14 protein-coding genes are annotated in these 14,688 nt (G+C 57.6%); 6 read left to right on the forward strand and 8 right to left on the reverse strand.

The window, feature by feature from the left end; all coding sequences use genetic code 11:
• Positions 1–16: 16 nt before the first annotated feature.
• Entirely contained in the window at positions 17–1,294 is a 1,278-nt protein-coding gene (locus NQ842_RS01240; RefSeq protein WP_014833781.1) for an MFS transporter, read from the forward strand.
• On the opposite strand, the gene rhaM is transcribed toward NQ842_RS01240, so the two are convergent.
• The 5 genes from rhaM to rhaB form a co-directional block, all read right to left on the reverse strand.
• Positions 1,282–1,596, reverse strand: a complete 315-nt coding sequence (gene rhaM / locus NQ842_RS01245; protein WP_047360312.1) for an L-rhamnose mutarotase — start codon at positions 1,594–1,596, stop codon at positions 1,282–1,284. The two genes, NQ842_RS01240 and rhaM, sit on opposite strands and share 13 nt — an antisense overlap.
• Entirely contained in the window at positions 1,593–2,741 is a 1,149-nt protein-coding gene (gene fucO, locus NQ842_RS01250; RefSeq protein WP_046889528.1) for a lactaldehyde reductase, read from the reverse strand. Before fucO ends, rhaM begins: the two co-directional genes overlap by 4 nt.
• Before the next feature lie 46 nt (positions 2,742–2,787).
• On the reverse strand, positions 2,788–3,618 hold the full coding sequence (gene rhaD / locus NQ842_RS01255) for a rhamnulose-1-phosphate aldolase (protein WP_257256432.1): 831 nt from the start codon (positions 3,616–3,618) through the stop codon (positions 2,788–2,790).
• A 116-nt stretch (positions 3,619–3,734) separates the two neighbouring features.
• The gene (rhaA, locus tag NQ842_RS01260) at positions 3,735–4,994 is read right to left on the reverse strand and encodes an L-rhamnose isomerase (RefSeq protein WP_014833777.1); all 1,260 of its coding nucleotides are present in this window, start codon (positions 4,992–4,994) and stop codon (positions 3,735–3,737) included.
• The gene (gene rhaB, locus NQ842_RS01265) at positions 4,991–6,460 is read right to left on the reverse strand and encodes a rhamnulokinase (protein WP_248060753.1); all 1,470 of its coding nucleotides are present in this window, start codon (positions 6,458–6,460) and stop codon (positions 4,991–4,993) included. Before rhaB ends, rhaA begins: the two co-directional genes overlap by 4 nt.
• A 301-nt stretch (positions 6,461–6,761) precedes the next feature.
• Here rhaB and rhaS point away from each other — a divergent pair, with 301 nt between their 5' ends.
• Positions 6,762–7,598, forward strand: a complete 837-nt coding sequence (gene rhaS / locus NQ842_RS01270; protein WP_047360308.1) for an HTH-type transcriptional activator RhaS — start codon at positions 6,762–6,764, stop codon at positions 7,596–7,598.
• Positions 7,599–7,671: 73 nt separating this feature from the next.
• Entirely contained in the window at positions 7,672–8,520 is an 849-nt protein-coding gene (gene rhaR, locus NQ842_RS01275) for an HTH-type transcriptional activator RhaR (protein ID WP_014833774.1), read from the forward strand.
• On the opposite strand, the gene rhaT is transcribed toward rhaR, so the two are convergent.
• On the reverse strand, positions 8,521–9,555 hold the full coding sequence (gene rhaT / locus NQ842_RS01280; RefSeq protein ID WP_014833773.1) for an L-rhamnose/proton symporter RhaT: 1,035 nt from the start codon (positions 9,553–9,555) through the stop codon (positions 8,521–8,523).
• A 288-nt stretch (positions 9,556–9,843) separates the two neighbouring features.
• Between rhaT and sodA the strand changes: the two genes are divergently transcribed.
• The 3 genes from sodA (at position 9,844) to NQ842_RS01295 (ending at position 12,469) form a co-directional block, all read left to right on the forward strand.
• Entirely contained in the window at positions 9,844–10,464 is a 621-nt protein-coding gene (sodA, locus tag NQ842_RS01285; RefSeq protein WP_003861999.1) for a superoxide dismutase [Mn], read from the forward strand.
• 66 nt (positions 10,465–10,530) lie between these two features.
• Positions 10,531–11,205 carry a 6-hydroxyaminopurine reductase gene (gene yiiM, locus NQ842_RS01290; RefSeq protein ID WP_096928698.1) on the forward strand — a complete coding sequence of 225 codons (675 nt, stop codon included), beginning with the start codon at positions 10,531–10,533 and terminating at the stop codon, positions 11,203–11,205.
• 109 nt (positions 11,206–11,314) lie between these two features.
• Positions 11,315–12,469: an IS481 family transposase gene (locus tag NQ842_RS01295; protein ID WP_373371034.1), complete on the forward strand. Its 1,155-nt coding sequence runs from the start codon at positions 11,315–11,317 to the stop codon at positions 12,467–12,469.
• Positions 12,470–12,546: 77 nt separating this feature from the next.
• On the opposite strand, the gene cpxA is transcribed toward NQ842_RS01295, so the two are convergent.
• Together cpxA and cpxR are read right to left on the reverse strand one after the other, a co-directional pair.
• Positions 12,547–13,920, reverse strand: a complete 1,374-nt coding sequence (gene cpxA / locus NQ842_RS01300) for an envelope stress sensor histidine kinase CpxA (RefSeq protein ID WP_014833770.1) — start codon at positions 13,918–13,920, stop codon at positions 12,547–12,549.
• Positions 13,917–14,615: an envelope stress response regulator transcription factor CpxR gene (gene cpxR / locus NQ842_RS01305; protein WP_003862004.1), complete on the reverse strand. Its 699-nt coding sequence runs from the start codon at positions 14,613–14,615 to the stop codon at positions 13,917–13,919. The genes cpxA and cpxR overlap by 4 nt, the downstream gene beginning before the upstream one ends.
• Positions 14,616–14,688: the final 73 nt, after the last annotated feature.

Raw genomic sequence — 14,688 nt, forward strand, 5'->3', positions numbered from 1 at the left:
GTTGAGGATAAAAATAATGAACACAACAACCTGTACCCACAAAGACAACCCTAACTTCTGGATCTTCGGGCTGTTCTTCTTTCTCTACTTCTTCATCATGGCCACCTGCTTTCCGTTCCTGCCGATCTGGCTGTCGGATATCATTGGCCTGAACAAAACCCATACCGGTATTGTTTTCTCCTGTATCTCACTTTCCGCCATTGCCTTCCAGCCGGTACTGGGGGTGATTTCCGACAAGCTGGGGCTGAAAAAACATCTGCTGTGGATTATCTCTGCGCTGCTGTTTTTGTTTGCTCCTTTCTTCCTGTACGTATTCGCGCCGCTGCTGAAAACCAACATCTGGCTGGGTGCGCTGAGCGGCGGGCTGTATATCGGCTTTGTTTTTTCGGCGGGGTCCGGAGCGATTGAGGCCTATATTGAACGCGTGAGCCGCAACAGCGCCTTTGAATACGGCAAGGCGCGCATGTTCGGCTGCCTCGGCTGGGGATTGTGCGCCTCAACGGGGGGCATCCTGTTTGGCATCGATCCGTCATACGTTTTCTGGATGGGATCGGCGGCGGCGCTGTTGCTGATGCTGCTGCTGGTGGTCGCGAAGCCGAAGCCCAATCAGACGGCACAGGTGATGAATGCCCTGGGTGCCAACCAGCCGCAGATCACCGCGAAAACGGTCTTTAACCTGTTCCGTCAGCGCAGAATGTGGATGTTTATTCTGTACGTGATTGGCGTGGCCTGCGTCTATGACGTTTTTGATCAGCAGTTCGCCACCTTCTTCAAAACCTTCTTCGCCACGCCGCAGGAGGGCACTCGCGCCTTTGGTTTCGCGACGACGGCGGGGGAGATCTGTAACGCCATTATCATGTTCTGCTCGCCGTGGATCATTAACCGCATTGGCGCGAAAAATACGTTGCTGATCGCCGGGTTGATTATGGCGACGCGCATCATCGGCTCGTCGTTTGCCACTACCGCCGTGGAGGTCATCGCCCTGAAAATGCTGCACGCGCTGGAAGTCCCGTTCCTGCTGGTGGGGGCATTCAAGTACATCACCGGTGTGTTTGATACGCGACTCTCGGCCACTATCTATCTGATTGGCTTTCAGTTTGCCAAACAGTCAGCGGCCATTTTCCTCTCCGCCTTTGCCGGAAATATGTATGACCGGATCGGCTTCCAGGAGACGTATCTGATGCTGGGCTGCTTCGTGCTGGCAATTACGGTGGTGTCGGCGTTTACGCTGAGCAGCAGGCAGGAGATAGCCGCTGCCGCGGGCGCGGCAGCGTTAACCAGTCAGTCCAGATAAAACACCGCTTCCAGCCCGGTACTCACCGGGCTGTTGTCCGGGTTCGACGGCATTACATCACGCATGTGTTTCCACCAGCGCTGGCAGACATCGGTATTCGCGACCGCATTCCAGCGCTCCTCCGATTCAATCTCTACGGTGGCAAACAGCAGGTTACGTTCCCGGTCGAGATAAATGGCGTAGTGATGCGCGCCGTGGTCCTTCAGCACCGCTTCCAGCTCGGGCCAGATGGGGTTGTGGCGACGCGCGTACTCCTCGTGCGCATCCGGGTTAACCTGCATAACAAAAGCTTTGCGGATCATAATGCCTCCAGATATAACTCGCGTACCTCGTCGCGGCTGGCGGTGCGCGGGTTGCATGGCGCGCACGGGTCGGCGAGGGCTTTATCCAGCCAGCCTTCAATGTCCGCCTTCGTTACGCCGAGCTGGCTGAAGCCGGACGGAATGCCGACGCGGGCGCTCAGGTCGCGAATTGCCTGAATTGCTGACAGGCTGGCTGCTTCGTCGCTCATGCCGCGCGTGTCGACGCCCATCGCCTGCGCCACGCGAGCAAACCGTGCTACGGCGTTCGGGCGGTTAAAGTTTTCAATGATCGGCAGCAGGATGGCGTTGCACACGCCGTGCGGCAGGTTGTGCGTCGCGCCCGGCTGGTGCGCCAGGGCATGCACGAGCCCGAGGCCAGCACTGTTAAACGCCATGCCCGCCAGATACTGACCAAACGCCATCTGCTCGCGTGCTTCCAGGTTATGGCCGTCGTCGACCGCTTTGGGCAGCCAGAGGTTAATCAGGCGAATTGCTTCCAGCGCGTTGGCATCGGTCAGCGGGTGCGCGCCAACGGAGACATAGGCTTCAATGGCATGGGTTAACGCATCCATCCCCGTTGCGGCGGTCACGGAGGCAGGAATATTGAGCATCACGCTGGCATCATCCACGGCGATATCCGGAATGATGTTCGGGTCGATGATCACCTCTTTCACCTGACGCGCAGAATCGATAATCACCGCGTTACTGGTCATCTCCGCCGCCGTGCCTGCGGTGGTGTTTATCGCCACCAGCGGTACGCCCGGGTTTGTCACCTTGCCGACGCCGGAATAATCGGTGGATGGGCCGGGGTTGGCGGTGAGGATCTTAATGGCTTTGGCGGTATCAATAGGGCTACCGCCGCCGAAGGCGATGAGGTAATCACATTCCGCGTCCCGATAGGCTGCATAGCCTTTTTGCACCAGCGCTTCCGTCGGGTTCGGGAACACGTCGTCGAACAGGTGATACGACATCTGATGGGCATCCAGTGCGGTAAACAGGCTGTCCAGCAGGCCCAGCTTCACCAGCTGACCGTCGGTGACAATCAGCGCTTTGCCCCACCGTTTGTCTGCCACCCGCTTGACCATGTCGCCTATAGCGCCCGCGCCGTGCAGACTGATTTTTGGAAGTGCCAACATAAAGCTCATGATAATTCTCCTTAACTATCGCCCGTACCGTCCGGTCAGCGAGGGTTTATGCGTATATTTCCAGCGCTGACCGCAGCGGGTTCACGCCGAAGCGCTTGCTGAGCGCAATAAGCTCTTCGCGGGTAATGGTCTGCTTCATACCGCCCATGGAATAAACCTTTACCAGCACTTCCGCGGATTTCTCGGCGGTGTCGATCAGGCCGAAGGTTTCATCCAGCGTCGGACCGCTGCCGAAGACGCCGTGGAATGGCCACAGCACCAGCGAATGTTTTTGCATATCTTTGGCGGTTGCCTGGCCGATTTCGTCGGTACCCGGCACCATCCACGGCAGAATGCCGACCCCGTCCGGGAAGACCACCAGACACTCGGTGCTGCCTTCCCACAGCTTGCGGGTGATGAAGTCAGAGCTGTTTTCCAGCACGTAGGTCAGGGCGATCAGGTTGGTGGCGTGGCAGTGCATAATCACGCGGTCTTTGCCGTCGGTCGCCCTGATGCGCTCGCAATGCGAGAGGAAGTGCGCCGGCAGTTCAGACGTGGGTACCGCCTCATCGGTCAGGCCCCACAGGATGTGGTAGCCCGCGCCGTCGCTGTCCACTTTCACCACGCCAAGGTTGGCCTGCGGATCGAGCTGAACGTTGCGGAAGAACTTGCCGGAGCCGGTGACGATAAACGGCGTATTGGCGAGCAGCGGCATGGGCTGGCTCAGGGCAATATAGCGTGGCGTCTGGTGGAAATCGGCGGTGTAGGGTTCGATATCCGCGTCGTCCAGGCGCAGCGTGAGGTTACCGCCGTTACGCTCGTCCCAGCCCTTCAGCCAGGCGTCAGAGGTGGCTTTGATCATGCCTTGGACGAACCAGGAGGTGGTGATGGTCTGCATAGTTTTCTTTTCCAGTTATCGCGGTGAGGTTGAATCCCTCACCCCAGCCCTCTCCCACAGGGAGAGGGGGTAAAAGTTCCCTCTCCCTGTGGGAGAGGGGTAGGGTGAGGGCAAAATTACCCGCGCTGACTCAATACGTCTTTCTCATACGCACGCACGTTTTCCAGCCACTGGCTGCCTGCAGGCGCGTCGTTGCGCTGGCAGTACATCTCCCACACGGCCTGCCACGGCAGGGATTTCTGCTCTTCCAGCAGCGCCAGGCGCGCGGTGTAGTCACCGTTTGCTTCCAGCTGTTTCAGCGCTGCGGTTGGCTCCAGCAGTGCGCGCAGCAAGGCTTTTTTCATATTGCGGGTGCCGATCACCCACGCTGCGATGCGGTTGATGGAGGCGTCAAAGAAGTCGAGGCCAATGTGCACGCGGTCGAAGAGGTCATGACGGATGATTTCGCTGGCAATCGCCTGGGTTTCGTCATCCAGCAGCACCACGTGGTCGCTGTCCCAGCGCACCGGACGGCTGACGTGCAGCAGCAGGCGCGGCACGAAGAGCATGGCGGCGGAGATTTTGTCGGAGATCACTTCTGTGGGGTGGAAGTGACCGGCGTCCAGGCACAACGCGGTCTGACGGCTGGTGGCGTAACCCATGTAGAACTCGTTCGAGCCGACGGTGTAGCTCTCCGCGCCAATGCCGAACAGCTTGCTCTCCACCGCGTCGATGTGGTGCGCCGGATTGAGCTTTTCGCTGATGGCCTCATCCAGCGCGGCCAGCAGGCGCTGACGCGGGGCGAGACGGTCGACGGTGATGTCTTTCATGCCGTCCGGGATCCAGATGTTCATCACTGACGGCGTGCCAAGCTGCTCGCCAAACCAGGCCGAGACGCGGCGGCAGGCTTTGACGTGATCGATCCAGAACTGACGAATGTCGTCGTTGGCGTGCGCGAGGGTAAACCCGTCCGCGCTCAGCGGATGCGAGAAGCAGGACGGGTTAAAGTCCAGACCCAGCTTGTTGGCTTTCGCCCACTCCACCCAATTCCTGAAATGCTCCGGTTTGATTGCGTTACGCGCCACCGGCTCGTCAGACTCCAGATAGATCGCGTGCAGGTTCAGGCGTTTTGGTCCCGGGATCAGGCTCAGCGCCAGCTCCAGATCCGCACGCAGTTCGGTGGCGTTGCGCGCTTTGCCTGGGTAGTTACCCGTCGCCTGAATGCCACCCGTCAGGGAACCGCCCGGGTTCTCGAAGCCGGCGACGTCATCGCCCTGCCAGCAGTGCATGGAGACCGGCAGACGGTCGAGCTGGCGCAGCGCCGCGTCGACATCCACGCCGACGGCGGCGAAACGCTGTTTAGCCAGGTCCCAGGCTTGTTCAAGTTGAGTGGTCATGCGCAAAGCTCCTTAGTCAGTCGTTTTTGCTGAAACTGCGCCCGGTAGCGGGCAATTTCATGGCAGGGATTAGGAATGAAGGTGGTCAGGCGGGTATTCGCGGTGACCACCGAGCGGAATTCGTCGACGTCTGAAAGTTCGTCCAGGGCCATCAGCTGAATGCCGATGTTACCGAGCGTGGACGCCTCCACCGGACCCGCCACCACGGTGATGCCGCAGGCATCGGCGCAGAGCTGGTTCAGCAGCTGGTTCTGGCAGCCGCCGCCCACGATATGCAGTTGGCTGAACGGTTTACCGCGAAGGTTCGCCAGCTCGCTCAGAACATCCGCGTAGAGCAGGGCGAGGCTGTCAAAAATGCAGCGCGCCAGCTCGGCAGGACTGGACGGCACCGGCTGCCCGGCTTCAAAACAGGCGGCCTGGATTTCAGCGCTCATATGCACCGGATTAATAAAGCGGTCGTCGTTCGGGTTGATCAGGAACGTACAGGCCTTCAGCTTTTCGGTTTCTGCGATAAGCGCCGGCAGGTCGGAAATGTGCTGCTCTTTCAGCATTCGCTGGAGCAGCCACAGGCCCATGATGTTCTTCAGCACGCGGTAGCGTCCTTCGGCACCGCCTTCGTTAGTGATGTTCGCCGCCATTGCCGCGTCGCTGGTGTAGGGCGTTTTGCTCTCAAAGCCCATCAGCGACCAGGTTCCGGAAGAGAGGTAAGCAGCATCTTTACTGACCAGCGGGGAGGCAATCACCGCGCTGGCGGTGTCGTGACTGGCGACGGCGACCACCGGGATTTCATTCCCCTGTGGGCAAATCCAGTAACCGATCACGTTACCCGGATGGGTCGGCGTGCCGAACCAGGACGGTGAGGCGCCTGTCCAGGCCAGCAGGGTTTCATCCCAGCTGTCGGTGTTGATGTTGACTAGTTGCGTGGTGGTGGCGTTGGTGTATTCCCAGTTCATGTTGCCGGTCAGCCGGTAGCTTAAGTAGTCCGGGATCAGCAGCGCGTGCGCCACCTTTTTGACCAGCTCCGGCTGCTGCTCAACCAGCGCACGCAGCTGATACAGGGTGTTAAAGGGCAGAAACTGAATGCCGCTGCGGCCATAGATGGTGTCCTTGCCAAGCTGCGCGATGGCCTGTGCCATCAGCCCGTCGGTGCGGCTGTCGCGATACGAGACGGGCAGGCCGACGCGGTCGCCGTGGCTGTCGAGCAAAACGTAGTCCACGCCCCAGGTATCAATGCCGATGCTGTCGATGCGTATGCCGTCATTGCAGACGTTGTTCAGCCCGGTGCGGATCTCCGCTTCCAGGGCATCAATATCCCAGGTATCAAAACCGTCCTGTTTTTGCAGGCAGTTGGCGAAACGGTGCATTTCGCGAAGCGTAAGTGTGTGCTGGCCGCAGTCCCAGGTGGCGAGCATTACGCGGCCGCTGGATGCGCCTAAATCGACAGCCACACAATGGCGAAAAGTCATGGTCAGGTCCCTTCTTAAGTCATTGGTGTTGAGTGTAAAAAAGGGAAGAAAAGACCACCTTCTCGTCACTGACAGCCCGAATCTCGCGCTGGCAAGAAAGCAAAGATGAACGTGAGGGAGTTCACAATTTCCAGTCAGGGCGGGGTTTTCGGGCAATGTGACGCTGACCGCATTTCCCGATTTTTCCGTCTGTTTCTTGAAAAATGGACAGCTTTTGCGACGTTTGCTGTCAAAAATTTAAGGTGAGTGTGGAAGGCCTTAATTACTATTTTGAGAACTTTTCTCATTGGTGGGGGCCGTTATGACCGTACTGCACAGTGTCGATTTTTTCCCGTCGGGAACGTCTCCGGTCGCGATTGAGCCACGGCTCCCGCAGGCTGCGTTTCCTGAACATCATCATGATTTTCATGAAATTGTGATTGTCGAGCATGGGACAGGCATTCACGTCTTTAACGGCCAGCCGTACACCATCAGCGGCGGTACGGTGTGCTTTGTGCGCGATCACGACAGGCATTTGTATGAACATACCGACAACCTGTGCCTGACCAACGTGCTCTATCGTTCGCCGGACGCATTCCAGTTTCTGTCGGGTTTAAACAAGCTCCTGCCCCAGGAGCAGGATGGACACTACCCGTCGCACTGGCGGGTCAATCAGTCCACGTTGCAGCAGGTGCGCCAGCTGGTGAATCAACTGGAGCAGAGCGAGGACGGGCAGGCGATGCATGCCATTGCCACCCGCGAGCTGCTGTTTATGCAACTGCTGGTACTGCTGCGTCGCAGTAGCCTGGTGGAAGGGCTGGAAAATAACGACGCACGGCTGAACCAGCTGATGGCCTGGCTGGAGGACCATTTCGCCGAGGACATTTGCTGGGAAACGCTGGCGGATGATTTTTCGCTGTCGTTGCGTACGCTCCATCGTCAGCTCAAGCAGCACACCGGGCTGACGCCGCAGCGCTACCTCAACCGTCTGCGCCTGATTAAAGCGCGTCACCTTTTGCGTCACACTGATGAAAGCGTCACGGATATCGCCTATCGCTGCGGTTTTGGCGACAGTAATCACTTTTCGACCCTTTTTCGCCGCGAATTTAACTGGTCCCCACGCGATATCCGTCAGGGGAAGGATACTTCACTCCAGTAACGCGAAGGCAATCACCGTTTTATTGCCGCAAAAAGGCTAATAATGTCCGGTTATTCGCCGTAGAGGTTAGGGTGTGGCCGCTCAGTTAATCCTTCGCAAAGATGATTTTTTTGCCTCCGCGAGTCAGGCCGTCGCGGTGGCCGACCGCTACCCGCAAAATGTCTTTGCCGTGCATACCCACGAGTTTTGCGAGCTGGTGCTGGTGTGGCGCGGCAATGGTTTACATATCCTCAACGACAGACCCTACCGCATCACGCGTGGCGATCTGTTTTACATTCGCGCCGAAGATAAACACGCCTACGCCTCGGTTAACGATCTGGTGTTGCAGAACGTCATCTACTGCCCGGACCGACTCAAACTGAATGTCGACTGGGCGGCCCATATCCCCGGTTTTCTTAATGCCAGAGGTGAACCGCACTGGCGCTTAAGCAGCAACGGCATGGCTCAGGTGCGCCAGACGATCTCCCAGCTGGAGCAGGAGAGTCAGAAGAGCGATCCGGAGGCAAATGCGATGTCAGAACTGCTTTTCGCCCAGCTGGTCATGACCCTCAAACGCCATCGTTATGCCACCGATAACCCCTCCGCGACCGCGCAGGAAGCGCTGCTGGATAAGCTGATCACCCGACTTGCGGGCAGCCTTAACAAAAGTTTCGTGCTGGAAAAGTTCTGCGAGCAGGAGCAGTGTAGCGAGCGCGCGCTGCGCCAGCAGTTCCGCACCCAGACGGGGATGACGGTGAACCACTACCTGCGCCAGCTGCGCATCTGCCACGCCCAGTATCTGCTCCAGCATACGGAGCTGATGGTCAGTGAAGTGGCGATGCGCTGTGGATTTGAGGACAGTAACTACTTTTCGGTGGTGTTTAACCGCGAGGTGGGGATGACGCCGGTTCAGTGGCGTCATCGTAGTCGAAAGGCAGCGTAATCAGTTCGCCATGCCGAGGCCGACAATGTTAGCGGCAATGATGATCACCACGCAGCCCAGGCTCAGTACGCCCACCGGACGACGCCCGGCGTTATTCCACTCCTTCAGTACCAGCCCAACCAGCCCGCCGCACAGCACGTAAAAGCTCATGTGCAGCATCCAGCTTATGTAGTCGTATTGCGGTGGAATGCTGGCGTGACCCCAGGCGTAGAAAAAGAACTGCAGGTACCACATGAGGCCGCCCAGCATCGACAGCAGTACATTGGTGAGGATTAAGGATTTTGCCAGTGAGAAATCGGCCTTTACCGACAGATCCTTCACCTTTGCCAGACGAATGAAGCAGAAGCCGAGGTTGACCAGCGCACCGCCGCCCATGATGACCACGTAGCTTGGCAGCGCCACGTACAGCGGGTCGACGCCCAGCGCGGCGGCCGCTTCGTGCATAGGTTTCGCGGCGTTCATGGCGAACGACATGCCCGCCGAGAAGATGCCGCACATCACTGCCAGCAATAGCCCTTTCTTCAGGTTAAAGTCTTCGGCTTTGATGCCCATCTTGCGCTCTTTCAGTTGACCCGCACGGGTGACGATACCCACGCCGATCACCGCGACAAGCACGCCCAGCAGCGTCATCTGCCCGCCTTTGGTGTTGATCAACACGTCGACATTGCCGTTAAGAATGGGCGTCATCAGCGTGCCGACGATCAGGGTAATGCCAATCGCGATGCCGATACCCATCGACATCCCGAGGTAGCGCATGGTCAGGCCGTAGTTGATGTTGCCGATGCCCCACATCGCACCGAAGAGAAACACCGGCAGCAGGGTGGAGGCACTGAAGGAGGTGAAGTAGCCCCAGAAATCCGGGAGCAGCATGGCGCTAATGGTCCATGGCAAAATCAGCCAGGACACGGTACCGCCAACTGACCACATGGTTTCCCACGACCACCCTTTCACCTTTTTAAACGGGGCATAGAAACAGGCTGCACTGGCTGCGCCTATCAAATGCCAGAAGATACCCATCGTAATCGCATGATTCATTTTTACGTCCTCATCGTTTTTATAGTCGGTGGCTTCCCGCCGACTTGATGAGTGTAAAAATTAGGCGGTTCATGAACCTTCAGAAGGTTGCCGCACTTCTGTTTTGGATGGCAATCAGCACGTTAACCGGGTGAGCAGTCTCACAATTTTGTCATCATGCAAAACCTGAATAACCTTATAAAAACTACGGCATTGATAATCATTTTCAATATCATTTAATTAACTATAATGAACCAACTGCTTACGCGGCATTAACAGCTGTGCCGCCCGACACTAATGGAGAGGATTATGAGTTATACACTGCCATCCCTGCCGTATGCCTATGACGCACTGGAACCGCATTTCGACAAGCAGACGATGGAAATCCATCACACTAAACACCACCAGACCTATGTGAACAACGCGAATGCTGCGCTGGAAAGCCTGCCAGAGTTCGCTAACCTGCCTGTTGAAGAGCTGATCACCAAACTGGACCAACTGCCAGCGGACAAGAAAACCGTACTGCGTAACAACGCAGGTGGTCACGCGAACCACAGCCTGTTCTGGAAAGGCCTGAAAACCGGTACTACCCTGCAGGGCGACCTGAAAGCGGCTATCGAACGTGACTTCGGTTCCGTTGACAACTTCAAAGCGGAATTTGAGAAAGCCGCTGCAACCCGTTTCGGCTCCGGCTGGGCGTGGCTGGTACTGAAAGGTGACAAACTGGCGGTGGTTTCTACCGCTAACCAGGATTCCCCGCTGATGGGTGAAGCGATCTCTGGCGCATCCGGTTTCCCAATCCTGGGCCTGGACGTGTGGGAACACGCTTACTACCTGAAGTTCCAGAACCGTCGCCCGGACTACATCAAAGCCTTCTGGGACGTGGTGAACTGGGACGAAGCAGCAGCACGTTTCGCTGCGAAAAAATAAGGTTGCATTGACGCCTGTGAGAAGCGAGTCTGATGACTCGCTTTTTTTGTATCTGAAGGAGTAGAGATGCATTACCCGGTGAATGTGTTTACAGGCAAGGTAAGGGAATACGACGGCAGCCGCCCGAGCGCCATCGCCAAAGTGCAGGTTGACGGTGAGCTGACGTTAACCGATCTTGGGCTTGCGGGGGACGAGCAGGCCGAGAAGAAAATCCACGGCGGGCCCGAGCGCGCGTTGTGCCACTATCCGCGCGAGCACTATCAATACTGGATTACCGAATTCCCCGAGCAGGCGGACCTTTTCGTTGCCCCCGCGTTTGGGGAAAATCTCTCCACCGAAGGGCTGACCGAGAAGAATGTCTTCATCGGCGATATCTTCCGCTGGGGCGAGGCGCTTATTCAGGTGACGCAGCCACGCTCGCCGTGCTTCAAACTTAACTTCCATTTCGGCATCAACGACATGTCCGCACGGTTGCAGAGCGCCGGCAAAACGGGCTGGTTGTACCGGGTGGTGCTGGCGGGTCAGGTATCCGTGGATGCGCCGCTGGAGCTGGTGTCGCGCCTCAGCGATGTGTCGGTGTATGACGCCTGCGCCATTGCCTGGCATATGCCGTTTGATGACGAGCAGTATCATCGCCTGTTGTCGGCGGCAGGGTTATCCACCAGCTGGACCAGAACAATGCAGAAACGCCGCACTAGTCGGCAGATCGAGGATAATTCGCGGAGATTGTGGGGGAAATAGTGCCCCTCACCCCGGCCCTCTCCCCTTTAGGGTGTACGGTCCGGGGACATAGTGAACACTTGTTCGGGGACATGGTAGACACTTACAACTAAGGCATAAGAACCCGTTTATGGAGTCGCTTATGCCCTGGGATGCGAGAGATACCATGTCATTACGTACCGAGTTTGTTTTGTTCGCCTCGCAGGACGGGGCGAACATCCGTTCCCTCTGCCGTCGCTTCGGCATTTCACCTGCCACCGGCTACAAGTGGCTTCGTCGCTGGATGGAGGAAGGTTCCTCCGGCCTTCAGGACCGCCCGCGCATACCGCACCATTCCCCGAACCGCTCATCTGACGACATCACTGCCCTGCTGCGTATGGCCCATGACCGCCATGAACGCTGGGGCGCACGCAAGATAAAGCGCTGGCTGGAAGACCAGGGGCACCGTATGCCCGCCTTCAGCACCGTTCATAACCTGATGGCCCGTCACGGCCTGCTGCCGGGCACTTCACCGGGCATTCCCGCCACGGGACGGTTCGAACATGACGCGCCGAACCGGCTCTGGCAGATGGATTTTAAGGGCCACTTTCCCTTTGGCGGTGGCCGCTGCCATCCGCTCACCCTGCTGGATGACCACTCCCGTTTTTCCCTGTGCCTGGCGCACTGTAGCGATGAACGGCGTGAGACCGTGCAGCAACAACTGGTCAGCGTGTTTGAACGCTACGGCCTGCCGGACAGGATGACGATGGACAACGGCGCCCCGTGGGGAGACACCACCGGCACCTGGACGGCGCTCGAGCTGTGGCTGATGCGCCATGGTATCCGGGTGGGACACTCCCGGCCGTATCATCCGCAGACGCAGGGCAAGCTGGAGCGTTTTCACCGCAGCCTGAAGACGGAGGTGCTGCAGGGTAAATGGTTCGCGAGTGAGGGCGAACTGCAGCGCGCCTTCGACCACTGGCGGACGGTCTATAACCTTGAACGCCCGCATGAGGCGCTGGATATGGCGGTACCGGGCTCGCGGTATCAGCCGTCATCGCGACGGTACAGCGGCAACACAACGCCCCCGGAATACGACGAGGGCGTGATGGTCAGGAAAGTGGATATCAGCGGAAAGCTGAGCGTGAAAGGGGTAAGTCTGAGCGCAGGCAAGGCGTTCAGGGGAGAACGGGTCGGGCTGAAGGAGATGCAGGAAGACGGCCGCTACGAGGTGTGGTGGTACAGCACAAAAGTGGGGGTGATCGACCTGAAGAAAAAGTCGATCACCATGGGTAAAGGATGTTAAAAAGTGTTCACCATGTCCCCGAACACCTGTCTACCATGTCCCCGGACCGTACAAGGGAGAGGGATAGGGTGAGGGGATTACGCGCGCTTATACAACGGTAACCACAGCGTTAACCGCAGCCCGCCCAACGGACTGTCGTCGGCTTTCACCCAGCCGCGATGCTGCTGCATGGCGGTTTCAACAATCGCCAGACCCAGCCCGGTGCCGCCAGATTCACGATCCCGCGCCTCGTCGGTGCGGTAGAACGGACGGAAAATTTGCTCGCGGTCTTCCGGACTCACGCCAGGACCATCATCATCGACAATGATCGTGATGCCGTCTTTATCCACCGAGAAGGCCACCTCAATCTTTGTATGCGAGTAGCGCAGGGCGTTACGCACGATATTCTCCAGCGCGCTCTCCAGCGTGTTGGGGTTACCGTACAGCGGCCATGGCCCCGGCGGGAAGTTGACGGTGAACGATTTACCCATCTGCTCCGCTTCAAACGCCGCGTTGTCTAACACTTCATGCCACAGATGATTGGCTTTCACCGTTTCACTCACCAGCGCGTTTTTCTGCTGATTGCGCGACATCACCAGCAGATCGTTGATCATGCTGTCCAGACGCTGGGCTTCGGTTTCGATACGTTCCAGCTCTTTGCTTTCACCGCTGCGGCGGCGCAGCAGCGCGGTGCCCAGCTGGAGTCGCGTGAGCGGCGTACGCAGTTCGTGCGAGATATCCGACAGCAGACGTTGCTGCGTGGTCATCATGCGCTCAAGTGCGGTGACCATCTGGTTGAAACTGGCCCCGGCGGCAAGAAATTCCTGCGGTCCGGCTTCCAGCTCAGGGTGCTGTCGCAGGTTGCCCTGTGCCACTTCGTCCGCGGCATTTTTCAGCTTACGCGCCGGTTTTGCCAGACTCCACGCCAGCCATAACAGCAGCGGTGAACTGACCAGCATCGTCACAATCAGCAGCAGAAGCGGACGGTCAAACAGCAGGTTAATAAAATCGGACTGGGAGTTGCTCGCAGGGCGAATCAGGTAGAGCTGGTAATTATCTTCCCCGTCTCTGACGGAGAAAGGACCCACCATCTCAACCCGACCATATTTTTTCTTCTGCGGATGATCGGCGTTATCCGCCTGGCCAATGAAGTTGCGGATAATCTGCATTTCGTGGCGATCTGCGCCAATCACGCGGCCTTCGCTGGTCACCAGCAGCAGGCGTTGTCCGGGAGGTGCCCATTTGTCGATAGCGCGAAACAGCCTGCGCCACCACATCAAATCGTTTGGCGGATCGTTTGCCAGCTCGGCTTCTACGTGTTGCTCGATCATCACGCCCTGACGTTGCTCGCTGTCGAGAAGCTCCGTCATCTGGCGTGAGTCGAGTTTTGGCAACATCAAAACGAGCATTAAAACCAGGGCCAGCGTCAGCCAGAAGATGGCGAAGATGCGGGCGGTTAAGCTTCCTATCATGAAGCGGAGACCATCAGATAGCCGCGACCACGCAGGGTTTTAAACCACGGGTGACCGTCTTTACGCTCCGGCAGCTTGCGACGCAGGTTCGAGATATGCATATCGATAGCGCGGTCAAACGGTGTGAGGCGTTTACCCAGCACTTCCTGGCTTAGGTGTTCACGCGATACCACCTGGCCGAGATGTTGCGCCAGCAGATACAGCAGCGTGAACTCGGTGCCGGTCAGCTCCAGCGTTTCACCGTCAAAGCTCGCTTCCTGACGGCCCGGATTCAGGCTCAGGGAGTCCACTTCCAGCGTTGGTGAACTGTTGTCAGTATTCTGCTGCTGTTCGCTCCAGTGGGAACGACGCAGGATAGCGCGAATACGGGCGACCAGTTCACGGTCGTTAAACGGCTTCGGTAGATAGTCATCCGCACCCAGCTCAAGGCCAAGTACACGGTCTAGTTCGCTGCCGCGCGCGGTCAGCATGATAACGGGGGTCTGGTGTGTCTGGCGAAGCTCTTTCAGCGTATCAATGCCGTTTTTCTTCGGCATCATGACGTCGAGCAAAAGTAGATCGATGCTGTCGTCAAGGAGACTCAGCGCCTGCTCGCCATCATGGGCGACCAGAACGTTGAAACCTTCCATGTCGAGCAACTCCTTTAAAAGAGATGTGAGCTCTCGGTCATCATCAACTAACAGGATTTTATTCATTGTTTAAATACCTCCGAGGCAGAAATTACGACATCAAGGCTATCTAATCCATGACTTTACGTTGTTTTACACC

The organism is Enterobacter cloacae complex sp. R_G8, assembly GCF_024599795.1.
In the GTDB taxonomy this organism is placed as follows: domain Bacteria; phylum Pseudomonadota; class Gammaproteobacteria; order Enterobacterales; family Enterobacteriaceae; genus Enterobacter; species Enterobacter dissolvens.

What these genes read in the sequence shown, in the direction of transcription:
- NQ842_RS01240 (WP_014833781.1), top strand. Translation starts at nt 17, where the DNA reads ATGAACACAACAACCTGTACCCACAAAGACAACCCTAACTTCTGGATC.
- rhaM (WP_047360312.1), bottom strand. Translation starts at nt 1,596, where the DNA reads ATGATCCGCAAAGCTTTTGTTATGCAGGTTAACCCGGATGCGCACGAG.
- fucO (WP_046889528.1), bottom strand. Translation starts at nt 2,741, where the DNA reads ATGAGCTTTATGTTGGCACTTCCAAAAATCAGTCTGCACGGCGCGGGC.
- rhaD (WP_257256432.1), bottom strand. Translation starts at nt 3,618, where the DNA reads ATGCAGACCATCACCACCTCCTGGTTCGTCCAAGGCATGATCAAAGCC.
- rhaA (WP_014833777.1), bottom strand. Translation starts at nt 4,994, where the DNA reads ATGACCACTCAACTTGAACAAGCCTGGGACCTGGCTAAACAGCGTTTC.
- rhaB (WP_248060753.1), bottom strand. Translation starts at nt 6,460, where the DNA reads ATGACTTTTCGCCATTGTGTGGCTGTCGATTTAGGCGCATCCAGCGGC.
- rhaS (WP_047360308.1), top strand. Translation starts at nt 6,762, where the DNA reads ATGACCGTACTGCACAGTGTCGATTTTTTCCCGTCGGGAACGTCTCCG.
- rhaT (WP_014833773.1), bottom strand. Translation starts at nt 9,555, where the DNA reads ATGAATCATGCGATTACGATGGGTATCTTCTGGCATTTGATAGGCGCA.
- sodA (WP_003861999.1), top strand. Translation starts at nt 9,844, where the DNA reads ATGAGTTATACACTGCCATCCCTGCCGTATGCCTATGACGCACTGGAA.
- yiiM (WP_096928698.1), top strand. Translation starts at nt 10,531, where the DNA reads ATGCATTACCCGGTGAATGTGTTTACAGGCAAGGTAAGGGAATACGAC.
- NQ842_RS01295 (WP_373371034.1), top strand. Translation starts at nt 11,315, where the DNA reads ATGGAGTCGCTTATGCCCTGGGATGCGAGAGATACCATGTCATTACGT.
- cpxA (WP_014833770.1), bottom strand. Translation starts at nt 13,920, where the DNA reads ATGATAGGAAGCTTAACCGCCCGCATCTTCGCCATCTTCTGGCTGACG.
- cpxR (WP_003862004.1), bottom strand. Translation starts at nt 14,615, where the DNA reads ATGAATAAAATCCTGTTAGTTGATGATGACCGAGAGCTCACATCTCTT.